Source organism: Nocardiopsis metallicus (assembly GCF_014201115.1).
Classification (GTDB): domain Bacteria; phylum Actinomycetota; class Actinomycetes; order Streptosporangiales; family Streptosporangiaceae; genus Nocardiopsis; species Nocardiopsis metallicus.
Window position 1 is genome coordinate 2,919,848 of the sequence record NZ_JACHDO010000001.1, and the last position, 21,574, is coordinate 2,941,421.

Sequence of the window (21,574 nt, forward strand, 5' to 3'; positions counted from 1 at the left end):
GCTACCGTCACCCTGTACCGTCTCCCCTCACCCCTGGAAGAGCTGACATGGGCAAGCACAGCGACGCAGACAAACCCCCGGACCAGCGCGGCAACCCCAAGGACAATGACTCCCAGCACCTCAGCCCGCACGGCGGCGGCGGAGAGAAACAGGGCAAGTAGTGGCCGATCCCCACATCGAGCGGCGGGCCGCCCTCGCCGCTCTCCTCGCAGAGCGCGGCATCCTCACCGACCCAGCCTGGCGCCAGGCTCTGGAAAGGGTGCCGCGGCACGACTTTCTCCCCGACACCGTGTGGGGAGAGGACCTTGACGCCGGCGACGGCCGCCTCGTTGCTGTGGCCCGCTCACACCTGAACTGGTCCCGCTGGGCCTACGATGACGTCTCGGTCATCACCCAGGTCGATGACGGCCGCCCCTGTTACCCGGATGGGCGCGGTGAGCGGGCCACCTCTTCGGCCTCCCAGCCCTCTCTGGTCGTCGAGATGCTCCAGGCCCTGGACGTGAGCGAGGGTATGAGCGTGTTGGAGATCGGCACCGCGACCGGGTATAACTGCGCACTGCTGTGTGAGCGGCTCGGTGACGAGCACGTCACCTCCATCGAGATCGACCCGGCTCTTGCCGAGCGGGCGCGAAGGAACCTGGCGGCGGCCGGATACAAGCCGTGCCTGGTCGTAGGAGACGGTGTCGGCGGGGTCCCGAGCCGAGCGCTCTACGATCGCGTTCTCGCTACCGTCGCGGCCCACGACATCCCCGGTGCGTGGATCTCCCAGACCCGGCCCGGCGGTGTCATCGTCACTCCCTGGGCGACCGGATTCGCGACCACCGGCCTTCTGCGGTTGACCGTGGACGACACCGGGACCGCGCACGGGCAGGTCAGCGGTGATGCTCCGTTCATGTGGCTGCGCGACCAGCGGGTGCCGGCCGGGGGTTGGCGGGACTACGTTGACGAAGGCGCCCCGGGAGCTGTGGAGTACCGCACGACCTTCAACCCCATGCCGGTCTGCGACGCTGACCCGGCTGGGGGCCTAGCCCTGGTGCTCGGGGTGCTGGTCCCCCACTTGAGTACGGTCCGCTACCCCGCAGCGGACGACAGCGGCGAGGCCACCGTCTACCTGTACGACAGGCGTGGTTCGTGGGCCCTGGTCGAGTACGTGCCCGCTGACAGCGACTACGAGGCGCACCGCGGCGGGCCCCGCGATCTGTGCGCGGAGATCGACAGAGCCCACCGCGTTTGGGAGGCAGCGGGGAGACCAGGCCGTGACCGGCTCGGAGTGAGCGTGACGGTCGGGGGCGACCAACGGCTGTGGGTGGACACACCTCACACCCCCGTGGCTTGACCCTCCCCAACGCCACCGCCCTTCCGGAGGCTGCTGGTACCGCGGAGACTCATCGGCGGTCGTCCAGCATCCCCAACGGACAGGGAGCACGCACTCCTGAAGGGTGTGCGCAGAGGGGACCCTCAAGCCGGGCAGTGCCCTTCCCGATCGTTCTGGAGTAATTGGCAAGACTTGTGGTTCGAGAGCGTGTGGGTGTTCGGTACTCCTACTCACCCCGCCGCGGTTCGAACTCCGCGGTGAACTCCTCCCAGAGCCCGCCGATGTCCTCGTGCAGGCTGTCGAGGTGGCGGTCCGTGTGTTCACCGGTCGGCGTGGACTCCACCAGGCACCAGCCAGGAAGTTCGTCGCGGAGCTCCCTTGGCGGGTATCCGTCGGGATCCTGCGGGTCGTGGTCGACGAAGTCGGAGTCTGCCAGCCGATAGGCCAGGTCGAAGGCGGTGGCATGGGCGACTCGACTGGCGAAGAGCGCCAACGTCCGTGGCTCGATGCCCGCAGCCTCGAACTGCGCCAGCGCGTCGGGGCTTCGCGGATCGGCGAGCAGCTGCTCCACGGCGCCGGGCTGCTCCCACTGCGCCACCACCTGCCGGACACAACGCAGAAACAGGAAACGGGCCAGCTGCGGAATGTCCTCGCCCATTTCGGAGTCGGCCCAGGCCTGCGGATCCGCCGCACCCAGAGCCGTGAAGACCCGGATCAGGTGGGCATGGCGCTCCTCAGGGTCCTGATGAGTGTTACCAGTCATGGGCTCAGCATGCCAGGAGCATTGCTCTCAGTTCTGGCGGCGGTGGTATTCGGCCATGGCTTCCGGGGTGTTCAGCGGGGAGGGCACCCAGGCCGCTTCGACCTCGGTCTGGCCGCGCTGGATCTTGATCTCCTCCTCGGTGAGGTACTCCTCGGGGATGTCGAACTCACCGTCCCGGGCCCCGAGGACGAAGGCTTCCCACTCGGCGGGGGTGAAGAAGAGGGTGCCCTTCTCCGAGGACTTGCCGTCCCGGACGGCGCGGAAGCCGTCGTCGAACTCGGCGACTTCGACGATCGCTTCGGCATCGGGGTTGGATAGGGAGGAGCGCATCCAGAGTGCGTCGGTGGTGTCGTGCCACTTCTCGTTGCCCATGGCCTCGGGCGGCAGTTCCTGCTGGGTGTCGGTCATGGAATTGCCTTTGCATGTCGGATGGTGTTTGGGGACACGGGGGCCGAGGTGAAGGGTAACCCGGCTGGGGTGGGTGAGTTGGCCAGTTCCAGCCAACCCTGCGACAGCCCAGCCACTCCGAGTTACTGTGCAGGGGTTGACCCCCTAGCCGGACGGAGCACACACGTGGGCAAGCACGGAGACAAGGACAAACCGACCGACTCCGGGTCCGGCGGGTCCGGTGGGAGCGACGGCGAGAAGCCGAACGAACACGGCAACGAGGGCTTCCCCTCCCCCTCTCAGGACGGGCAGCGCCCCACATGACTACCACCCCACCCGGGGCCGGGCTGGCCCGAGCCCTGGCCACCACTGGCACCTTGACCGACCCTCTGTGGCACCGAGCAGTCCTCGCCACCGACCGATCCGCCTTCCTCCCCGAGACGATCTACGGACCCGACCCAGCCCACCCCGGGTGGGAGTGCCCCATCACCCGCACGGATCCACGATGGGACCGATGGGTAGCTGGCGACTTCGCTCTCGTCACCCAGGTCGATGACGGCGAACCTGTGGGCGAGGACGGGCGGGGACGGTTGCCGACGTCCAGCATCAGCCAACCGTCCCTGGTCCTGCGGATGCTCCAGGCCCTCGACGCCCGGGAGGGTCACCGGGTGTTGGAGATCGGAACGGGCACCGGCTACAACACGGCCTTGTTGTGTCACGCGCTGGGTGAGGACTCGGTGGTGTCGGTCGAGATCGACCCGGGGCTGGCCGAGACCGCAGTGAAGAATCTCGCGCAGGCCGGCCACCACCCGACGGTCGTGGCAGCCGACGCGGCCGGGGCCCCGGAGGTTGGCGAGAACGAGTTCGACAGGGTGTTGTCGACCGTCGCGGCGCGCGGTGAAGTCCCGTTCTCGTGGGTGGAGCGGAGCGCGAGGTACGGGATCATCGTGACCCCGTTCGAGGTGGGCAACACACCCGGGGTCCTGCTGAAGCTCCGGGTTCACGGGGACGGGACCGCGACCGGGCACTTCATCGGTGACGCTCCGTTCATGGTGCTGCGGTCCCAGCGGCCGGATCAGCGCCGGGTCCGTGAGCTGGTGGACGAGGACGCGCCAGGGGCGACGGACGGTCTGATCGAGTTCAACCCGAGGGTGGTCGCCTACCGCAACACCGGGTGGCAACTCGCCTTGGGGCATCTGGTGCCGGACCTGCGCTACGCGGTCTACGAGGCAGCCGAGGAGCGTCCGGAGTGGGCTGGGGAAGCGACCGTCTATGTGGCCACACCGGACGGGTCCTGGGCGCTGGGCGAGTACACCCCCGAAGGTGGCCCATACGAGACCCGTCAAGACGGGTCCCGGGACCTGTGGGCCGAGATCGCCGCTGCGTGGGATGAGTGGACCCGCTTTGGCTCCCCCGATCGGGACCGGTTGGGGGTCACCGTGGGCGAACACTGGACACACCTGTGGGTCGATACCCCGGCTGGTGTGCTGAACCCGAAACAGCGAAAGCGCTCTCGCTAGGGTTGAGCCGTCGAGGTGGTCCGGGTTATGGCGTGGTTCTTAACCCGCCGGCACTCTGACCCCGTGCGCACAATCGGCCTCTTACTCTGTTCCCCTGCCGCCGCACCGGTGACGTGGCTACCGTGGGCCGGACCCTGCACTCCCAACCCACGAGAACCACTCATGGCCTACCCGACCTCCACGGTGACCGAGTACTGGGACCGTTACGCCAGCGGTGTCAATGCCGAATCCGACCTGGAAGCGGCGTTCGGATGGACTCAGTGGGACGGGCGCGGGCCGGGCTGTGAACTGCTCGGCGACCCCGGCTCTGCGTTGGAGCTGGGGTGTGGCCGCAGGGTCGAGGTCGCTGCCCTGGCCCGAGCCGGGATCAAGGCCGAAGGCGTCGATGTCTCACCCGTCCAGGTGGAACAGTCGCGCGAGCGGTGGCGACCGTTGGGGGCCAGCTTCCACCAGGGCGACGTGATCGCGTTCCTGGAAGCAGCCGAGCAGCGCTGGGACGCGATCTACTCGGTGTGGGGTGCGGTGTGGTTCAGCGACCCGCGTGTGCTTCTGCCGCTGGTGCGGGAGAGGTTGGCACCGGGCGGGCGGTTGGTGTTCTCCCATGCTGAGCCGGTCCCTGGCTCGTCGGGGCCGCAGGGGATGTACGGGGGCGGGTTTCGAGGGCGGCGGGTGTGGCTGCACCAGTGGGCCGCTACACCGGAGGAGTGGGAGGAGCTACTGCAAGCGGCCGGGTTCGTCGGTCCCCGGGTGTGGGTCGAGCCAGCTCCGCAACCAGACCACGTGGGCACCTTGATCGGGGTGGCGCACCAGGGTTAACCCCAATGCCGTGTAGTTAAGGTTCTGGGTGCTGTGTCAAGGGCCTGGCCCAGCCAGGATGTCGATGCTGATGGTGGCCTTGTAACTGGTCCGGTCAACCACGCCCTTCGCGTTGTACTTGGAGATCGCGCGTTTGACCACGCGGGGTCGGGTCCGGATACGCCGATCGGGCAACAGATCAGCCAACACCCGGCGACCGATGACACCGACCAGATCGATCACCGCTGAAGCGATCACCCCCGCGGCCTGGATGACCAGGTCGCGGGCGGTGTTGAGCGCAACAGTGAAACTGGCCCGGTCAGGATCGACACCGCCGCGGGCCGCAGTGGCATCGGCCATCGCCAAACGCAGTACCTGATAGGTGACCAGCAGCGCGTAGACCTCCTGGTCGATCCCGCCCGGGGTACGGGCCCGCAGCACACGCCCGCCCAGCAGGGTGGACTTGATCTCAAGGTAGGCGGTCTCGATCTCCCAACGCTGGTGGTAGAGCCGCACCAGCCCGGCAGCGGGATGGGCCCGGTGACCGGTCAAGGTGGTGGCCAGCCGGTAATCGACCGTGCGGCGGCCCTGGGTGGTGGCGACGGTGATCTGGCATTCGATGACGCGAACCCGAAGCGCGCCCATCCGCGACAGGTAGGAGCCATCGCTCAGCCGGGCCAGGACCGGCAGCCTACGGCTCATCTTCACCCTGACCAAGACGTGAGCGCCGGTAGCAGCGATGTATTTGAGCAGGTCCTGGGCGGCGAAGTTGCGGTCCAAGAGCACGAGCATCCCCTCACCCAGGCTGCGCAACAGTGCCGGGGCGTAGGTGGTCTCGCCGCGGGTGGTGGGCCCGAAACAGGTGTCGATGAGCGTGCGGGTGCCGCAGGAGACCAGTGCGAGCAGCCGCAGGGAGGGGTAGCTGGAGCCGCCGTTGTGCGAGCCGTGCTTGGTGTAGCGCCTCAGGTTGGCTGGACTGTCAGGGACCGACATGGTGGTGCCGTCGATCGCACAGACCAGCAGGCCCCGCCACCGCGTTCCGGGGGTGGCGATGCCCGCTGCCGGGCCGCGTAGCAGGTCGAGTAGCCAACGTAGCGGCGCGGCCCCGACCCGGGTGCGGGCCTGGGCCAGCGCGCTGGCGGTGGGTGCGGACACGCTCAGGCCCTTCAGGCCCGATGTGAGGCGCTGCCATACCTGTGACCAGCCCATATCGGGGAACAGAGCTGCTGCCAGCAGGAGGTAGACCACGACTCGGGAGGGCAGGTCCCGGATCCGTTTTTGTGTCCTGTGGGTCTGGTCCAGTGCGTGGTCGACCATCTCGAAGGGGATGATGCGGGTGAGTTCGCCGAGGTGGCCCGGGGCGAAGGCCCCGGACGCGACTGTGAACGGTTGGGAGATGGCACACTGGGTGTCCAACGGAGCTCCTGCTGAACGGTGATCGTGGTTGACACGGTTCTAGCAGGAGCTCCGTCCTGGTTTCAGGTGATTTGACACACCCGCGCTTCGCCTAACTACACGGCATTGGGGTTAACCCTGTTCAATACGTCGCCAGCGGGGTGAATGGCAACCCGGCTAGCTGGGGTGGTCTGCGGTTGGCCGCTTTCAGCCAAACCCGCGACAACCCAACCACACACCGTTACGATCATGGCGGCCCCGTCTCCCCAGATGGCAACACACCTCAACCCCGATGGAGAAGAGGACACGTGACCATCACCCCCGACGCCCCACCCCGAACCCGCCCCGGAATGCTCTGGCTCGACCTCACCCGCCAGTGCCAACTCGAATGCGCCCACTGCTACAACAACTCCGGACCCAACGGCGACCACGGCGAGATGACCCGAACCGACTGGTTCCGCGTGGTGGACCAGGCCGCCGACACCGAAACCCGCCACGTCCAGCTCATCGGCGGAGAACCGACACTCCACCCCGACGCCCCAGCGATCGCCGAGCACGCTCTCGGGCGCGGGCTGAACGTGGAGGTGTACTCCAACCTCGTCCACGTCTCCCCCGCCTGGTGGGCGCTGCTCCAGCACTCCGGCATGTCGCTGGCTACCTCCTACTACTCGGCCGCCCCGGCCCGGCACAACCTGATGACCGGCCGCCCTGCTTCGCACCGCCACACCCGGGCGAACATCGTCCGCGCACTGGAACTGAGGGTGCCGCTGCGGGTTTCGATCATCACCCCAGACAATGAAGGGGTCGAGGAGACCCGAGCCGAACTCGAAACCCTCGGAGTGCGATGGATCGGCGTTGACCACGTTCGCCCCTATGGGCGAGGAGCCCAAGGGCAGGAACCCGACTGCTCCGGGCTGTGTGGGGCGTGCGGCAACGGTCGTGCCTCGATCGGACCGGACGGCACCGTGTCCCCGTGCGTGTTCTCCACGTGGATGAGCGCGGGCAACGTCCTCCAGGAGCCGCTGGCAGATATCCTGACCGGCCCCGACATGACCCAAGCCCGAAACGAGATCACAGCCGGAAAGAACGACCCGCCGCCAAACCCCATCCCTTGCGAACCGGACCGCTGGTGCTGCCCCGGAGTCCCCGACAGCGGCTGCACACCTCGAAGGTGACGACCATGGAACTGCCGTACAAGGACCTCATCCTGCCGTACACCGGCCCCATCACCGACATGCGGCCTGTCCAAGGCGGCAGCGGGTTCTCCACCACCGCGCTGGTCACCAGCGGAGAAGGCGAGTTCTTCGTCAAAGGGGTACCGAACCGGCCCGGCGGACGCTTGGACTCCGTGGTCCGGGAGGGCCTGATCAACCCAGCCCTAACCGGCATCGCACCGACCCTGCGCTGGAAGGTCGAGGGGCAGCCATGGTTCGTGCTCGGGTTCGACGTGGTCCAGGGCCGGGTTGCCGAGTACACACCCGGCGAAGACCACGACCTGTCCCAGGTGGTGGGGCTGATCGACCGGATCGCGGCGGTGGAACTCCCCTCGGAAGCGGCAGGGTGGGCGGAAAGCCGGTGGGATCGGTTCACCGACACCCCCCAACTCTTGGCCGGCGACACGCTCCTGTACACCGACATCCAGCCTGACAACGTCCTCATCGGCGCTGACCGATCGTGGATTGTGGACTGGGAGTGGCCGACTGTCGGGGCCGCGTTCCTGACCCCGGCGTGCCTGGTGGTGCAGCTCATCGCCTCTGGGCACACCCCCGCCGAGGCTGAAACGTGGGTGGACGGCTGTGAGACGTGGAAGGCCGCGGACCCCGAAGCCATCAACGCGTTCGCGCGGGCGCATGTGGGGATTCAGCGTTGGGTGGTCGAGGCGAGGCCCGAAGAGGAGTGGAGGAAGTTTATGTTGGCGGCTGCGGAGGCGTGGGCAGAGCACCGGGGCGTGCGGTAGACACGTTCGGGTCTTTGGTCCTGGTGGTGTGTGACGCCTCCGGGGTAGCCTGTGCCCGCTGAACATGGACCAGCCCCGCCCAATACACCTGGGCGGGGCCGGTTTGCGCTGTCGGACTACTGGCGGCGCGCTGCCGCCACCATGGCAGCCCACTCCGTAGACGGGGCTTCGAGGTAGCCCAGCTGACGGTTCTGGGTGTCACGGAACCGCGTCGCCGTGGGGCCCTCCGCGACCTCTACACAGTCGCCGCCACGTCCGTCACTGTGGGATGACTTGTGCCAGACCCACTCTTCGTTCATTTCAAGCCCTTCATGATGTTTTGGATCAGCTGAATGGACCGGATGGGCGACAGGGCCTCTGCTTGCAACGCCCCGAACAGCTCCGCCATCTCCTCGATCTCATCACTCTTGTCGTAAGCGGTTCCACCCAGGGTGTGTTCCATCCGCACAAGCTTGCGGTTGTCACGCATCGTCATCAATCTAAACGGTGAGCACAGACCACAGTGCTTCCGGACCTCGTCAGGGATCACCTGAAACCGGATCGTATCGTCTTCGGCCAACTGAACGATGTGCTCCAGCTGCTCGTACATGATCCGCTCATCACCGACAACCCTGTCAACGACGATCTGGTCCACCACGAACCAAAGGATGGGCCGCTGCGGTTGCAGGTTCGGCAGCCTGCTTGCGCGGAGCTCAACTACCTCCTCGATCTCCTCGCGAGACTTCTGGACCTGTCGAGCAGTGACGAGCACCCGTGTGTACGCGGGGATCTGAAGCAACCCCGGTATGAGGATGGGGTGGTATTCGCAGATCTTCCAGGATCGGCGCTCGGATTCCAGCGCGTCCTTGAACCACGGCAGGACGTCCTTCTCCTCGACGATGTCCAACCATTGTTGCACCAGTTCACCATCGGTAGCGAAGATCCTGTCCAGTTCGCGAACATGTGCCCTGATTGGGACTCTTGTCGCTCTTTCCAAGTGCCCAATCATCCCCCCGCTCAGGGCCAGCTTCTCACCAACCTCTGCCTGAGAAAGCCCAGCTCTCTTGCGGTGTCGGCGCAGCGTCGTACCGAACGGTTTCCATTCGGGTAGCACCTTGTCACTCATGGCCCCAGCTAACTACGAAAAGGGACCCCCTACAACCCCACTACTACATTGGGGTCCTTATCGGTTGTATCACTGGCCCTCTGACCTGCGACTTGGCATAGTCGCCATCAGGCACCAAGGTGCCGTCTCTCCGGCTCGAATGAATCGGTGAGGCTCCAGCTCAGCGATTCCCGTCTGGGGAGATAGGGGGTTCTGAGCTGGACGGTCACCCCACGGATGTCACGGTTCGTGGGGTGACCACCCCAAACACCCCGCCCTGCACCGGGCGGGAACACGTCGGCCCGCCCCAGCTGGGAGGCAAAGGCGGGCCGACCCCGAAACAGCAAAAGCCCCGGGAGCCGAAGTCGAGAGCGGCCACCGGAGCTGTAACCCCCACCCCGACGTAACCGAGGTGAAGACGAATGCAGTGTACCGCCCCCAAACCCCGCCAGAACAGGGCTGAACGGAAAGCCGACCAGATCTTCCTCGGTATCCCGCAGAACGTGCGGGAAGCCCGCGCCTGGGTGGAGACCACCCTCAAGGAGTGGGGCGTCGCCGAACCGGACCCGCTCACCCTCGTCGTCTCCGAGCTGACCACCAACGCTGTCACCCACACGCTCAGTGGTCGCCCGGGCGAAAAGTTCACCGTCAGTCTGGCCGTGTTCGAGGATCGGGTCCGCGTCAGGGTCAAGGACGCCGGCCCCAAGCCCGGCCGGACTCTCACCATCCGCAACCCCTCGCTCGAATCGAAGCACGGTCGGGGTCTGGTCCTGGTGGACATGCTGTCCTTGTCCTGGAAGCCGCTCGCCGTGGGCAGCGGCGTGCAGGCGGAGATCGCTCGATGAGCGCCTGGGTCGTGACCATGGTGTCCACACGCCAGGACCTCCACCTGGACCAGGAACGGACCTGAGAGAAGAGGCGCTTGGCCGTGCTCGGCAACGCCCCCAGGCCCGCTCTCGCGGGCCTGACCCGAGACCAGGCCACACGAGCAGATGGCTCCTGATATCAGCGTGGCAACCCGACCCAGCCTCAGGGCGCCACACCTTCTCTAGAATTTCGCGAAAGGCGTGGTGAATGATGTTGACGGCACCGCCGCTCCCCCAACGCCCCAGTCTGCCAGCCGGATACATTCATCGGCGCCTTCCCCGTACGCCTTCCCGGCCGTGTACTGACTACCTGGCACAGCGACAGCAAATCAGGCCCCGCGACGTTTTCGTGGCGGCCGCGCACCAGGCCGCAAGCACCCACGGGCGCCCTTCTCCTGTTCAGGAACACGACGGGGAATGGTCGCAGTTGGCATCCCTGGTACGACAAGTCCTGGACCTGCGGGGCCGTGGCAACCCCGCTCGCGCCCCAGCGAATGGAGCTCTGCGATGAGCAGCTGTACCCCGTGGGTGGTGAGTCGGGAAGCCGCCACCGCTGCGGCCGAGAACTTCGTCGCCGACCATCTGGCCTTGGCCCGCGCCGCTGACCGCCATCTCGACCCCCACCGGCAGCTGCTCTGCCCGGAAGGGCTCGACGCTGCGCTCTTTCCCAACTACGACGAGGCCCTGTCCTGGTCGGCACGCAACTCCGGGGTCCTGGCCGCAGCCGCACGCACCGCCCACGAGCTGGACCTGCACGAGCAGACCTGGCAGTTGTGCGATGCCCTGGGCACCACGGCCAGACTGCTGTTGGACATGCAGCTGTGGTGCATCACCGGTGAGCTGGGTGTGGCCTCCGCGGCTCGGTGCGGCTCCGCGCCGCACGCCCTGATGCTCACTCGCCTGGGGTCCTGCCACCGGCGGATCGGGGACCTGGATCAGGCCGAGAAGAGTCTCCTGCGCGCCGAAGCACTGTGGAAGCAGACCCAGGACAGGGTCGGCTTGGCGTGGGCCCGCGCCCAGCTGGGGCAGCTCTTTCTGGGCCGCGGTGACGCCACCTTGGCCTCGGCCCAGCTCGGCCGGGCCTTGGACGGTTTCGCCGACGTCGGTCTGGACCGGGGGGTGTGGATGGTTCACCGCAGGCTTGGCGAGGTCGCGCTCATGGTGGGTGACCGCACCAAGGCCCGCTCCTATCTTGAAGGGGCTGTGTCCTGGTTCGACGATCAGGGCGATCACTACCAGGTCGTGCGCACCTCGATGTCGCTGGCCCGTGCTCACGCCGAGACCGGTCACCGCGATCAGGCGTTCGGTGTGCTCACCCACGCCGAGGAAACTGCCCGCACTCAAGGGTTGATCGCGCACGCCGAACAGGTGCAGGCACTAGCCGCAGCCCTGACCGCAGGCGGAATCGGCGCGCTCCGGCAGCCCAGTGTGTTTGAGCAGGTGGGCCGCTCATGATCCTCAGCAAGCTCCTGCGCCACTCACGACAACGACGCGGCTGGTCCACCACAGACCTGGCCGCCGCATCAAACACTTCTGCCTCACTCGTGGAGCACCTGGAAGCCGGTCAAGGCCTGCCCGGCTGGGGGCAAGCCCTTCGGGTGATGTTGGACGTCCTCGACATCACGCCCGACGTGGTGTGGCGCCATGCTCTGGCCGAGGCCACGTCCGCTCGCGGCCCGGTGGAGCTGGGGTGGTCCCCGGTGTTCCTGGATGTGGTGGTCGTCGCCGGTCCCGTCCCGAACGTGCGGGCCTTGGAGGAGCTGCTGTCAGAAATCGCAGAGCGCGTTGACCGCCCGCCCGGCCTCATCGTGGTCCGCGACCCGCAATGGGCCGCTGATGGCGAGCGCGCGGCGTTTGAAGTCGCCGCAGACCTGAGCAGCTGCTACGGCCCCTCCTACCAGGTTCGCGCCGGCGCGACGGTGGCGCTGATGTGGGATCCGAGCCTGATCACGCTCACTCGCTGGCAGCCCGACCCCGTCCACGCCCAGATGACGATCCCCGCGGGGAGCGCGTTGACCCTGACCGCTGACCCCGCCCACACCCCGACCCCCGGGGCGGCGGTGCTCATGGTGTCGCCGAACCCAGGGCCGAAGCCCAAGGGGAGCGAGGCGAGCGGCCACGTGAGGGCTTGTCCTACCTTGCGCGAGGCCATCATCCCTGGCTCCCACCAGGTCGGCCCTCACTGCACACGTCTCAGCTTCCTCCTGCCTTTGATGCACAAAGGAGTGCAGACATGGAACTGACCGCACCACCACGGCCCCACCGCCACACCCTCTGTTCCCGGCTCCGCACGGGCATTCGATGCCCCCGACTGAGGTGGGACCGTCAAACCGTTCGCCCCGGGCATGAGGCAAGAAGGTCCCATCAGCTTCGCTCCTGCTCGGTGTTGTCCAGTAGGGGCCGACGTCAGCGCTGCTGACAGAGCTTCATTCCACCAGGTCCGTGGAAGCGAGCTGGTGGGCAGAGACACCCCTTGCAGTGGGGCCCTGAGCGAGGAGCCGAGAACCGATGGATGTGTGCACCAACTGTGGGCGTGCCCGCGGCAGCCAGGCCAAGGACTCCTCATGCGTGTGCATCCCCGCCGCGATGTGGAAGTTGCCTCAGATGGTGGCCGCCGTTGAGCGTTTGGACATCGTCGCGATCATCCGCGTGCTGCGCTCACATCTGTTGACCAGGCATTTGTCCCAGAGCGCGTTGGCGCGCCTGACCGGCACCAGCCAGGCCACCATCTCGATGTGGGAGTCGGGCAAACGCTCTCCCGATCGACGGCGCGCGATCCTGGTCCTGCAAGAGCTCGGGACGCCCGGTGCCGCTGGGGAGCGGAGTTGGCGTCTACCGGATGAAGCTCCCTCTGAACCCTCTGAAGGTCTTGCTCAGGCGTTGCGGGTGGTCATCACTGCTCCTGTGCCCATCGACGTGCAGGTGAGTTCGCACACCGACGAGGGTCCTCTAACAACAGCTTCCTTCCTGGTCCAGGGGGAGCACCCCCGCTTGGTGGTCACCCCTTCCAGCAGCTGGGGCATCACTACCAGCCCTTCGGGGGTCACCACCGCGTGGGTTGCTTTGGAGAACCCGAAACCACCCCCACCGCTTAGATGACCCTATGAGGGCGATGCTCCAGAGCGCTGAACATCTTTGACCACGACTATCTCAGCCCAAGAAAACCGGAAAGGTAGCGACTCAAAAATTTCACAGGACAAATGCTCCACCTCCACCGAGGTGGCTAAGAGTGATTTCGAATTACATACGCCCACCCCAAGAGCTGATCCCGCCTGAAGAAGTCGATCCAGTCCATTTGCCCCACTTTCTGCACCTATTAGAGTTTCGATGCACAACCGGACGGTTGTGTCATGCGAGCTCGGAAAGCTAGTATCGGCAGGGCTTTCCGGTGATGCCGACCCGTTGCCACAGCGACATTCGGTCGTGCATGATGATGCCGGAAACAGCACTCTTGTAGATATCCAGCTGTCGAATCGGGGTTCTCGCGTGTCACCAAAGACCACCAAGGAAAAGGTTCTCTGCTACATCGTTCGCGATGGAAAGCTGCTGGTTTTTCGGCACACCGACTACTCCTACGAAGAGGTCGGCATCCAGGTTCCGGCAGGCAGCATCCGCCAAGGGGAAACCCCCGAGGACGCCGCTCTGCGCGAGGCGGGGGAGGAGACCGGGCTGAAGAACTTCACGATCGTGCGCAAGCTCGGTGAGACCGAGTACGACATCAGCCCGTACCGGTTCGAGCTCCAGCACCGGCACGTTTTTCACCTGGATTTGGCCGATCCCACCCCGGAGCGGTGGAAGAGCCAGGAGGACCACGACGGCGAGCAGGAGCCCACGCACTTCGAGTGCTTCTGGATCCCGATCGAAGCGGCCCACATCTTGCAGTCCGGCCAAGGCGCGCTACTCGGACGCCTGTTCGATTAGCCCCTTCTCGTAGTAGCCCTAGGAGGCAGCCGATGCACCGCAACACCGCCGATGAGTTCGACCACCTCTACAGCGCCTTGGACGAAGCAGATACCGAGACGGCCGTTTCGGTGATCTTGAAGCTACGCGGTGAGACCTGCGACATCGACTGTCTGTACTGCTACGAAAAGCGCAAGGAAGCCCCTGGGGGAGCCCGGGTCGATGCCGCCCAGGTGCGCCAACTCGCCGAGCTCTTTCGGGGGCGCCCACTCGCTGTGGAGCTACACGGGGGTGAACCCCTCACGGCAGGGCGCGAGCACGTTGAGGAGGTCTTGCGGGAACTGGCCGCCCAACCCACCGTGGTCCGCGTGTCCATGCAGACCAACGGGGTCCTGCTCAACGAGCGGTGGCTGGACTTGTTCGATGAGGTCTACCCGGACCTGCACATCGGTATCTCCCTGGACGGGGACGCCCAAGGCAACGCCTGGAGAGTGGGCTATGACGGCGAAGCCGTCTACCCGCGTGTGGCCGCCGCCCTGCGGCTGCTGGCCGACCGGGGCCGCACGGCCGGAGTGATCGCCGCGGTCACCCCGGCCGTGCTCGGCCGTGCCGAGACCGTGCTGGACCACCTCGCCAGCTTCGATGCGGTCAACGCGGTCAGCTTCGTACCCTGCTTCGATGCCTCCGTGCAGCAACCCACCACGGCCCAGGGCAGGCGGGTGCCCGTGAGCAGGTTGCTGCAACGCCAGGCCGTGGACAACCCCGGCGGCCCCGCGTGGGCGACCACCCCGTCCGAGTACGCGGAATTCGTGCTCGCGGCCACCGTCCGCTGGATCAGCGCCGGGCATTTCTCTCGGCTGAAGCTGGAACCGGCCGTGTCCACGATCCGGCGCCTGCGGGGTTTGGACACCGGGTTCTGCCACTTCACCAACATGAAGTGCGACCACGTCTTCACGCTCTACCCTGACGGTCGGCTCGGCAGCTGTGACGAGCTTCCCTGGCCCCAGGCCCAGCTCACCCACCTCAGCCAAAAGCCCGACCAGGCCGACGTCGTCGCAGCGCAGCGCCGGCTGCCACTGCTGAACCAGGGCAAGGCGTTGATGAGCCGGTGCGCCTCTTGTACGTACCAGTCCTCGTGCGGAGGTGGGTGTGTGGCGACCCGCTGGCGCCAGCGCCAGGCCGGTGACGAGGACGCCTACTGCGACTACCGCATGCGGATGGTAGACGGGATCGCTGCCCTGCTCGCCCAGCCGGCCCACCCTGCAGGTGCCTGGTGCCAGAGCGTGCGCTGGCGCCCGCGGACGCCGAACAGTATGCGCGCGATCGCTGCCTTCGTCGACCGCTGGGACAACGCCCAGGCACCGCGCCCGCCCGTGCGGTTGCGTACCAGCGCGCACGGCAACATCAACACCGTCGGGCTCGCCGGGGTGCACGAGGCCGAGGACGTGGATCCGCACCACCCCCAGTGGCAGGAAGCGATCGAGCCCGGAGTACTCCCCCTGGTCGACGTCCTGACCAAGGAGTGGGGTCTGATCACCTACGACAGCTGCCAGGGCCACCCCTACGAAGGCGCGGATCTAGTGCCCACTGGGCGCAGAGTCGGCATCCTGCCGCGCGATCGAACCGAGTATGCCCACGCGGCCGCGGCCTTGTGCCGGACGGTGGCCGCGGTGACCGGCACCCTCCCGGCCCAGCTCCGAGTGATCGTGGGTCGAGCGGAACTGCGGTGTGAGAGCACTCAAACCACTCGTCCGGTGCTCGACCTGGTGTTGGAGCCTGTTCCCGGTGCCGGTTGGCCTTCCTACTTTGAGGTTCTGGAGCGGGCCACCGCAGTTGTGGCGGACGCACTCCACGACCAACGGCCCACACAGGACGAGGGCTGTGAGTGCCCCCTGCCGCAGGCCGAGCTGCCCACTCAGCCGGTGGTGACATGAACGGGGCTACGGACGCCGTGACGCTCCACCAGTTACTCGGGCGCATCGTGTACTTCCACGCCTTGTTCATCGAACCCGCGCTCAGGCCCGGCGCACCGCTCGACCCGGCTCCGGGGTGCTGTGCCCACAGCCCGCACCCGAACCCCTGCGCCCGCACGGTGGGGGAGCTGTTGCCGGGCTCGGCCTGGCAGGTGCTGTGGGAGATCGCCACCCCCCTGGCAGCGCCCTCCAAGGGTTGCCCGACGTCCTGTTCCTCGTGCTGCGCCACCTGCCACGTATCCGCCGCAGCCGCAGTGATCGCCGCCTCGTGGGCACAGACCGAGTACCGCACCTACCGACAGCGCGAACCGGCAGGTGCGCTCGTGGACGCATGCGCGAGCGCCGCGACCACCCGACTCGGACGAGTCTTCGCCCTCCAGCACTCCAGCCCTTGTAGCCGTGTGAAGCGCACCGCACCCCAGGCACTGCCCCCGACCGAGGAGCTACCCCTGACCGGTGAACTGCTGGCCCTGTGGGCCGACCCGACCACCGTCAGCCGCCACCCCGTCACCACCTGGCTCAACCACTGCACGAGCTTGGACGACGTCCAAAGCGTGCTCGCATCGAAAAGGACCAGCCCATGATCCACATCGCCGAAACCGTAGGAGTCGGCAGCGTCGAGAACTTCGTGTCCGATCAGGAGCGAGACCAGCTCCGCGAGCTGATGACCACCTTCCTGACAACCGAGGTGCACGACCACTTCGGCCAGCACAGAACCAAATCCATCCACGAGATCCCCGGCCACACCGCCGACCAGGCCATGGCCGTGTACGAACCCGCTGGGCGAGTGGAGGTCACCACCATCCCACCGCAGGCCGAACAACTGCTCCAGGAAGCGTTCGACCGGGCTCGCCCGGCCCTGTCCCGCGTCATGCCCTCGATCACCACCTGCCGCCCCTGGACCTACGTCGAGTACGGCCCGGATCAGCACATCACCAGCCATCTGGACGGTATCGCTCCGGATCCGCTGGCCTGGCCGCGTCAGATCGCCGGTATCAGCGTCGTGATCACCGAAGCCGAGGCCGGGGGCGCGTTCTATGTCGAGAGCACCTCCAGCAACCAGCTCTGGCACCCACGACCCGACCACGACCGCGAGTTGGAGGGCTACGCCCAGGGCATGTGGCTGGCGCGCGACGGAGCCGACCACTCCGCCGAGTGGTTCACCCACATGCCCCGTACTCGGTGGAGTGTGCGCCCCGCCCCCGGCGCCGCTTTGCTCTACGGATCCCAGCTCACCCACGGCACCGAACCGGTTCTCCGGGGTAGAGCGGCCAAGTTCATCAGTTGGCTGATCGCCGAGAAGGAGGGGTGATCATGCTCCTGGCCTTGGAGGGGATTGCCGGAGCCGGGAAAAGTACGGTGCGCGACCGAGTGCTCGCGGCTGCCACCGCCGAGGGGCACCTCATCGCGCATGTGGGGCAGTTCTCCTGGTTGTCGCTGGAGGCCACCCGCACCATCATCGGTCTGCGGGCGGGCCGTGCGGCCACCACCAACAGCCGAGCGGCAGCCGCGGTACGTCGGGACCTTGAATTGCACGCCCGGCACAACCTCATCCCCACCTTGTCTTGTGGATCGGTCATCGCTGACCGGCTCACGCTTTCCACAGCCTGCCTGCTCGCCCTGGTCCACCGTCGCCCCGTCGCCCACTACGTCCGCGAACTCGCCCGGGCGCACGCTCCCCGACCACAGTTGACCGTGGTGCTGACCACCGACCCCTCGCTGTGCCAGACCCGGTTGGCCCAACGCCCCACCCCCCGCCGCTTCGGCGAGGACCCGACCACGACCGCTCAGCTAGCGCAGATGTTCGACCAGGCAGCCACCGCGTGGACGCGGGAGACGGGTCTGGCCGTGCTGCGGCAACCGTGCGCCACCAGAACCGACCTGGACCTGCTGGTGAGCGCCTGTCTGGACCGCCTACGCGCTTGTGCTGAGTGCCCATCTCGTACGTGAGGAGTCCGCTGTGCGTCTGCACCCCCTGCACCCCGCCGCCTGGGTCCTGGACCAGCTGCGTGAGGGCGGATGGACCATCCACGATCTGCTCGTCTTCACTCGCGCCAGCACCCTAGTCCTCGTCAGCCGCAGCGAGGCACCTCCAGTCGTACTCAAAGCGGGTTTTGGCAGCAACCACGTCCTGGCCGAGCTCGATGAGGACGCACGCCGGGCCGCCTACGGCTTCTACTGGTATGCCGAACTGACCGAGGATGAGCGTGCTCTGACCCGCCAAGATTTCCGCCACGAGATCACCCTCACCTGGACCGCTTCCGGCAGTCAGCACGTAGTTCCGTTGTTGGAGCAGGGCAGCACCGACCACTTCGACTGGTACACCATGCCCTACCGCGCCGACGGCAACTTCCAGCCCTTCCTCACCGGTTCCCACGGTGATCCAGGCACGCGCGGGCTCAGCATCCTGGCCGACGTGGCCGACGGGCTGCACGCCCTGCACGAGCGAGGAATCGTGCACCGCGACGTCTACCAGGAGAACATCCTGATCCACCAGGGCCGCGGATCCATCACCGATCTGGGCGCCGCCCGCCTTCTGAACACCCCACGCGGGCCCCTGGCCCGCGGCCCCGAGGTGCACTGGCCGCCTGAGTACGCGACCTTCTACAACCGGGCCACCCCAGCCGCCGATGTGTTCAGCCTCGCGGTCCTGACCTACCGCTACCTGTGCGCGGACCTGCCCCGCCACGGTCACTCCCGACTCGCCGCCGCCCCTGCTGTGCTGCGCCTACCGCTCACTGCGGCTCTGGCCCCAGCCCCTACAGACCGGCCCGGGATGAGCGAGCTGGGCACGGCGCTGCGCCAAGCAGCCACCGAAGCGGCCCCCCACGGCCGCTGACCCCACTACCTGCAGGACGGAGAAAGAGCTGAATCCGGCCCGCGCACCCCCGCGCTGCCCGATCCACGAATCCCATCACCCGCTTTGAAAGGACGAGCACCCATGAGCCCCAACCCGACCAACCAGTTCGAGGACTTCCTCACGGCCGTGGATGACCTGCGGAGTGAGGACGCCAGCGTCCGCACGACCGCCCACACCTCCAGTGTCTCCGCCGAGGGCTGGCCGACCACCGACCACTCCGCCCCCGAACCCACCCCCGGCACCGCCGCCTAACACCTTTTTGGGATCTCAACCCGGTAGCGAATGCCCCTGGGGCCAGCCCTCACCGCGCTGGCCCCAGGCCCCCTGGAGGCCACCACTCATGCGCACACCCCTGACCACCTTTTCCCTCACACCCATCCCCTCCCTGCACCAGAGGCGCACCCAGCAGATCCGCACGCTCTTGCAGACCGACGCCACCGCCCAGGACCACACCGCAGTCGACTACTGCCTGGCCCACCACGCCCTCGAAGGCGCCGAGAGCGCCGCGCGCTCCCACGACGCCACCGCCCTGGACTGGTACCGGACCCATCCGGGCACGAATGCGGCGCAGCTGTCCATCCCCACCCCCGTGGGGCCACGTGTGGTGATCTCCCCCAACCTGGAAGACCTGCCTCGCTCGGCGATCTCCGAGACCCCCTACTACGTCCTGGGCCCCACCACCCAGCCAGCCCCACCAGACCTACGCGAACTGGCCGCCGACGCCTACGCTGCGGGCGCCCGGTTCGGGTTCGCCGATCTACTGGCCAACCACGCCGTCACCCTCTGCCTGCTGCGCCACAAGCAGCTGGGACAAACCCTCGACAGTTGGACCATCACCCGCCTGCCCGGCACCGTCTTCTGCGACCACGTCGGCGAACCGACCGTGCTCGCCCGCGACCTCGTCCACGAGGCCGGCCACAACTGGCTCAACGACGCCCTCGTCGCCACCAACTGCAAGCTCAGCGATGAGGTGACGTTCTACTCCCCCTGGAAAGACCAACAGCGGCCCGTGTTCGGGTTCGTCCACGCCTGCTGGGCTTTCCCCCTGACCATGATCTACACCGCCCGTGCCCTCCCCCACACCAGCGGAGCCCTGCACAGGTTCCTGACCTCCTACCTGGACCAGCAGCGCCCCCTGCTCGCGGCCACTACCAGTGACCACCCCCGCGCCCTGGAGTTGATCACCCATCCGGAACTGCGCGAGCGCCTTCGCACCATCCACAACGAGGCGCTCAGCCTGTGAACCCCACCGGCGCCATGCTCGCCCTCGACGACCCATCGCATGCCCCCGGCGTCATCCTGCGCCTCCACGCCGCTGGCACCCCAGCCACCCAGGCACACACCGGGGCAGCGAACCTCGAACTCGGCGCTCCCATCGAGGACGCCAGCGTCTTCAACACCGGATCTGTCGCCAAGCAGGTCATCGCCTACCTATGTGTGCGAGCCTCCCGCGAGGGGTTGGTCAGCCTGGACCGGCCGGTGCAGGACCTCCTGCCCCGCCTACAGATCGACGATGTGACCCTGGGCGACCTCATCGGGCACCGCGGCGGCATCCGCGACGCCGAATCACTCCTTTCTCTCGTGGGACTTCGCGACCTCGACCACTACACCGCCGACGATCTACTCGAACTCGCCTACCGCCAACGTCACCGCGCCACAGACCCCGACCACTTCCTTTACAGCAACACCGGCTACCTGCTGCTGGCCAAAGCCCTCGAAAAGATGCACGGCACCGATCTCCACGACCTCGCTACCCGCCAGGTCTTCACTCCCCTGGGCATGACCGGTGCCCGATTCAAGACGGACGTGCGCGAAGTCACCCCCAACGCCGCCGCCAGCTATCAACCCACCCCCAGCGGCTGGCTCCACCACGAACGCCCCGTCACCCTGCCCGGCCCTGGCTCCCTGTGGTGCACCACCGCCGATCTCGACCAGTGGCTCACCCACCTGTGGCGAGAGTGGCAACCCGCATCTGGGCGCACGCTTCCCTTCCAAGACAGTGTCAGCTACCGGCCCAGCGATCACCCACCGTTCTCCTACGGTCCCGGCTTGTACGCCGACACCTGCTCCGACCAAGCTGCGGTCTTCCACTACGGACACGAGCAGGGATTCTCCGCTGCCGTGCACCTGTTCGACTCAGGTCTGCGGCTGATCTGCCTGTCCAACCACTCGGGCATCGCCGCTGACCGCCTCGCTGCCACGGCACTGCGCGAGTTCGCTCGCACGCCCGACACCGACGCCCATGAACTCCTCAACGATGCCCTCCTCGCCTACCGCTCCCCACAGCCCAAAACAGAGCCGCCAACCGAGGCCTCATACGCACCGCACACGCCCGTGGGGACCTACGCGTGCGCGGAAGTGCCGGGCACCGTGCGCTTAACACGTAAGGCAGGCGCGCTGTACCTGTGGCGCCGGGGTACCTGTGACCGACTCATCCCCGCCTCCAAGCCTTCGGTGCTCACCGCCAACGGCTACGCGGTGACTCTGCCGGACGATGCCAGGGATGGGCCAGACAGCTTTGTCCTTGACCTGGATCGTGCCCCTGGCCTGCGCTATCAACGACTGCCATGACTACGTTCCGATGGGGCAAGTCCGTTTTCTCACGAAACCCTTGAGGATTTCAGCGTCTTACCAGCGACCAAACATGAAATCCCCTCACTCGACATGGGCAGCTTCACCTGCACAAACCCATCATCGGGGTCTGGGGGTAACGAATTCAGGGCATAGTGGCAGCGACATGGCGTTCTATGCTGAGGATT

General features: G+C 66.8%; 25 protein-coding genes. 19 read left to right on the forward strand and 6 right to left on the reverse strand.

Annotation, left to right across the window (positions count from 1 at the left end; translation table 11 throughout):
- The first annotated feature begins 160 nt into the window (after positions 1-160).
- Positions 161-1,336 (forward strand): methyltransferase domain-containing protein, encoded by a 1,176-nt coding sequence (locus HNR07_RS12590; protein WP_312893770.1) that lies wholly within the window; start codon positions 161-163, stop codon positions 1,334-1,336.
- A gap of 205 nt (positions 1,337-1,541) precedes the next feature.
- On the opposite strand, the gene HNR07_RS12595 is transcribed toward HNR07_RS12590, so the two are convergent.
- Both HNR07_RS12595 and HNR07_RS12600 read right to left on the reverse strand, forming a co-directional pair.
- Positions 1,542-2,078: a hypothetical protein gene (locus HNR07_RS12595; protein WP_184365144.1), complete on the reverse strand. Its 537-nt coding sequence runs from the start codon at positions 2,076-2,078 to the stop codon at positions 1,542-1,544.
- Between the two features lie 27 nt (positions 2,079-2,105).
- Positions 2,106-2,486: a DUF397 domain-containing protein gene (locus HNR07_RS12600; RefSeq protein ID WP_184365145.1), complete on the reverse strand. Its 381-nt coding sequence runs from the start codon at positions 2,484-2,486 to the stop codon at positions 2,106-2,108.
- A 165-nt stretch (positions 2,487-2,651) separates the two neighbouring features.
- Between HNR07_RS12600 and HNR07_RS12605 the strand changes: the two genes are divergently transcribed.
- The 3 genes from HNR07_RS12605 to HNR07_RS12615 all read left to right on the forward strand — a co-directional run bounded on the left by HNR07_RS12605 (position 2,652) and on the right by HNR07_RS12615 (position 4,801).
- On the forward strand, positions 2,652-2,789 hold the full coding sequence (locus HNR07_RS12605; RefSeq protein ID WP_184365146.1) for a hypothetical protein: 138 nt from the start codon (positions 2,652-2,654) through the stop codon (positions 2,787-2,789).
- On the forward strand, positions 2,786-3,985 hold the full coding sequence (locus HNR07_RS12610) for a methyltransferase domain-containing protein (protein WP_184365147.1): 1,200 nt from the start codon (positions 2,786-2,788) through the stop codon (positions 3,983-3,985). Before HNR07_RS12605 ends, HNR07_RS12610 begins: the two co-directional genes overlap by 4 nt.
- A gap of 162 nt (positions 3,986-4,147) precedes the next feature.
- Complete coding sequence (locus HNR07_RS12615) at positions 4,148-4,801, forward strand: class I SAM-dependent DNA methyltransferase (protein ID WP_184365148.1); 654 nt, start codon at positions 4,148-4,150, stop codon at positions 4,799-4,801.
- Between the two features lie 36 nt (positions 4,802-4,837).
- Here HNR07_RS12615 and HNR07_RS12620 read toward each other — a convergent pair whose 3' ends face one another.
- Entirely contained in the window at positions 4,838-6,196 is a 1,359-nt protein-coding gene (locus HNR07_RS12620) for an IS4 family transposase (protein WP_184361008.1), read from the reverse strand.
- Between the two features lie 287 nt (positions 6,197-6,483).
- Here HNR07_RS12620 and HNR07_RS12625 point away from each other — a divergent pair, with 287 nt between their 5' ends.
- Positions 6,484-7,350: a radical SAM/SPASM domain-containing protein gene (locus tag HNR07_RS12625; RefSeq protein WP_312893772.1), complete on the forward strand. Its 867-nt coding sequence runs from the start codon at positions 6,484-6,486 to the stop codon at positions 7,348-7,350.
- A 5-nt stretch (positions 7,351-7,355) separates the two neighbouring features.
- Positions 7,356-8,132: a protein kinase gene (locus HNR07_RS12630; protein ID WP_221318794.1), complete on the forward strand. Its 777-nt coding sequence runs from the start codon at positions 7,356-7,358 to the stop codon at positions 8,130-8,132.
- Between the two features lie 116 nt (positions 8,133-8,248).
- On the opposite strand, the gene HNR07_RS12635 is transcribed toward HNR07_RS12630, so the two are convergent.
- Both HNR07_RS12635 and HNR07_RS12640 read right to left on the reverse strand, forming a co-directional pair.
- Positions 8,249-8,431, reverse strand: a complete 183-nt coding sequence (locus tag HNR07_RS12635) for a DUF397 domain-containing protein (RefSeq protein ID WP_184365149.1) — start codon at positions 8,429-8,431, stop codon at positions 8,249-8,251.
- Positions 8,428-9,237 (reverse strand): helix-turn-helix domain-containing protein, encoded by an 810-nt coding sequence (locus HNR07_RS12640; RefSeq protein WP_184365150.1) that lies wholly within the window; start codon positions 9,235-9,237, stop codon positions 8,428-8,430. Before HNR07_RS12640 ends, HNR07_RS12635 begins: the two co-directional genes overlap by 4 nt.
- Positions 9,238-9,638: 401 nt before the next feature.
- Here HNR07_RS12640 and HNR07_RS12645 point away from each other — a divergent pair, with 401 nt between their 5' ends.
- From HNR07_RS12645 to HNR07_RS12655, 3 genes are all read left to right on the forward strand, one after another.
- Positions 9,639-10,061 (forward strand): ATP-binding protein, encoded by a 423-nt coding sequence (locus tag HNR07_RS12645; RefSeq protein WP_184365151.1) that lies wholly within the window; start codon positions 9,639-9,641, stop codon positions 10,059-10,061.
- 528 nt (positions 10,062-10,589) lie between these two features.
- Positions 10,590-11,537, forward strand: coding sequence for a tetratricopeptide repeat protein (locus tag HNR07_RS12650; RefSeq protein ID WP_184365152.1), 948 nt, complete (start codon positions 10,590-10,592; stop codon positions 11,535-11,537).
- Positions 11,534-12,325: a helix-turn-helix domain-containing protein gene (locus tag HNR07_RS12655; protein ID WP_184365153.1), complete on the forward strand. Its 792-nt coding sequence runs from the start codon at positions 11,534-11,536 to the stop codon at positions 12,323-12,325. Before HNR07_RS12650 ends, HNR07_RS12655 begins: the two co-directional genes overlap by 4 nt.
- 357 nt (positions 12,326-12,682) lie before the next feature.
- Here HNR07_RS12655 and HNR07_RS34925 read toward each other — a convergent pair whose 3' ends face one another.
- Positions 12,683-12,832, reverse strand: coding sequence for a hypothetical protein (locus HNR07_RS34925; RefSeq protein WP_246420281.1), 150 nt, complete (start codon positions 12,830-12,832; stop codon positions 12,683-12,685).
- Between HNR07_RS34925 and HNR07_RS36085 the strand changes: the two genes are divergently transcribed.
- From HNR07_RS36085 to HNR07_RS12705, 10 genes are all read left to right on the forward strand, one after another.
- Positions 12,777-13,181, forward strand: a complete 405-nt coding sequence (locus HNR07_RS36085; protein ID WP_363319956.1) for a helix-turn-helix domain-containing protein — start codon at positions 12,777-12,779, stop codon at positions 13,179-13,181. The genes HNR07_RS34925 and HNR07_RS36085 overlap by 56 nt on opposite strands.
- A 387-nt stretch (positions 13,182-13,568) precedes the next feature.
- Positions 13,569-14,003 carry an NUDIX hydrolase gene (locus tag HNR07_RS35585; protein ID WP_184365155.1) on the forward strand — a complete coding sequence of 145 codons (435 nt, stop codon included), beginning with the start codon at positions 13,569-13,571 and terminating at the stop codon, positions 14,001-14,003.
- 32 nt (positions 14,004-14,035) lie between these two features.
- A complete protein-coding gene (locus tag HNR07_RS12670) occupies positions 14,036-15,916 on the forward strand; it encodes a radical SAM/SPASM domain-containing protein (RefSeq protein ID WP_184365156.1) in 1,881 nt (626 codons plus the stop codon).
- Entirely contained in the window at positions 15,913-16,539 is a 627-nt protein-coding gene (locus HNR07_RS12675) for a hypothetical protein (protein WP_184365157.1), read from the forward strand. Before HNR07_RS12670 ends, HNR07_RS12675 begins: the two co-directional genes overlap by 4 nt.
- A complete protein-coding gene (locus HNR07_RS12680; RefSeq protein ID WP_184365158.1) occupies positions 16,536-17,267 on the forward strand; it encodes a hypothetical protein in 732 nt (243 codons plus the stop codon). Before HNR07_RS12675 ends, HNR07_RS12680 begins: the two co-directional genes overlap by 4 nt.
- Positions 17,268-17,269: 2 nt before the next feature.
- Positions 17,270-17,905 carry a hypothetical protein gene (locus HNR07_RS12685; RefSeq protein ID WP_184365159.1) on the forward strand — a complete coding sequence of 212 codons (636 nt, stop codon included), beginning with the start codon at positions 17,270-17,272 and terminating at the stop codon, positions 17,903-17,905.
- 10 nt (positions 17,906-17,915) lie between these two features.
- Positions 17,916-18,794 (forward strand): protein kinase domain-containing protein, encoded by an 879-nt coding sequence (locus HNR07_RS12690; RefSeq protein ID WP_184365160.1) that lies wholly within the window; start codon positions 17,916-17,918, stop codon positions 18,792-18,794.
- A 102-nt stretch (positions 18,795-18,896) separates the two neighbouring features.
- Positions 18,897-19,067: a hypothetical protein gene (locus tag HNR07_RS12695; RefSeq protein ID WP_184365161.1), complete on the forward strand. Its 171-nt coding sequence runs from the start codon at positions 18,897-18,899 to the stop codon at positions 19,065-19,067.
- Positions 19,068-19,155: 88 nt separating this feature from the next.
- Entirely contained in the window at positions 19,156-20,058 is a 903-nt protein-coding gene (locus HNR07_RS12700; RefSeq protein ID WP_184365162.1) for an aKG-HExxH-type peptide beta-hydroxylase, read from the forward strand.
- The gene (locus tag HNR07_RS12705; RefSeq protein ID WP_184365163.1) at positions 20,055-21,386 is read left to right on the forward strand and encodes a serine hydrolase domain-containing protein; all 1,332 of its coding nucleotides are present in this window, start codon (positions 20,055-20,057) and stop codon (positions 21,384-21,386) included. The genes HNR07_RS12700 and HNR07_RS12705 overlap by 4 nt, the downstream gene beginning before the upstream one ends.
- The last annotated feature ends 188 nt before the right edge of the window (positions 21,387-21,574 follow it).

Bases quoted from the DNA above. Each gene is read 5' to 3' on its own strand.
- HNR07_RS12595 (WP_184365144.1), bottom strand. From the start codon at position 2,078: ATGACTGGTAACACTCATCAGGACCCTGAGGAGCGCCATGCCCACCTG.
- HNR07_RS12600 (WP_184365145.1), bottom strand. From the start codon at position 2,486: ATGACCGACACCCAGCAGGAACTGCCGCCCGAGGCCATGGGCAACGAG.
- HNR07_RS12610 (WP_184365147.1), top strand. From the start codon at position 2,786: ATGACTACCACCCCACCCGGGGCCGGGCTGGCCCGAGCCCTGGCCACC.
- HNR07_RS12615 (WP_184365148.1), top strand. From the start codon at position 4,148: ATGGCCTACCCGACCTCCACGGTGACCGAGTACTGGGACCGTTACGCC.
- HNR07_RS12630 (WP_221318794.1), top strand. From the start codon at position 7,356: ATGGAACTGCCGTACAAGGACCTCATCCTGCCGTACACCGGCCCCATC.
- HNR07_RS12635 (WP_184365149.1), bottom strand. From the start codon at position 8,431: ATGAACGAAGAGTGGGTCTGGCACAAGTCATCCCACAGTGACGGACGT.
- HNR07_RS12640 (WP_184365150.1), bottom strand. From the start codon at position 9,237: ATGAGTGACAAGGTGCTACCCGAATGGAAACCGTTCGGTACGACGCTG.
- HNR07_RS12645 (WP_184365151.1), top strand. From the start codon at position 9,639: ATGCAGTGTACCGCCCCCAAACCCCGCCAGAACAGGGCTGAACGGAAA.
- HNR07_RS12650 (WP_184365152.1), top strand. From the start codon at position 10,590: ATGAGCAGCTGTACCCCGTGGGTGGTGAGTCGGGAAGCCGCCACCGCT.
- HNR07_RS12655 (WP_184365153.1), top strand. From the start codon at position 11,534: ATGATCCTCAGCAAGCTCCTGCGCCACTCACGACAACGACGCGGCTGG.
- HNR07_RS12670 (WP_184365156.1), top strand. From the start codon at position 14,036: ATGCACCGCAACACCGCCGATGAGTTCGACCACCTCTACAGCGCCTTG.
- HNR07_RS12675 (WP_184365157.1), top strand. From the start codon at position 15,913: ATGAACGGGGCTACGGACGCCGTGACGCTCCACCAGTTACTCGGGCGC.
- HNR07_RS12680 (WP_184365158.1), top strand. From the start codon at position 16,536: ATGATCCACATCGCCGAAACCGTAGGAGTCGGCAGCGTCGAGAACTTC.
- HNR07_RS12685 (WP_184365159.1), top strand. From the start codon at position 17,270: ATGCTCCTGGCCTTGGAGGGGATTGCCGGAGCCGGGAAAAGTACGGTG.
- HNR07_RS12695 (WP_184365161.1), top strand. From the start codon at position 18,897: ATGAGCCCCAACCCGACCAACCAGTTCGAGGACTTCCTCACGGCCGTG.
- HNR07_RS12700 (WP_184365162.1), top strand. From the start codon at position 19,156: ATGCGCACACCCCTGACCACCTTTTCCCTCACACCCATCCCCTCCCTG.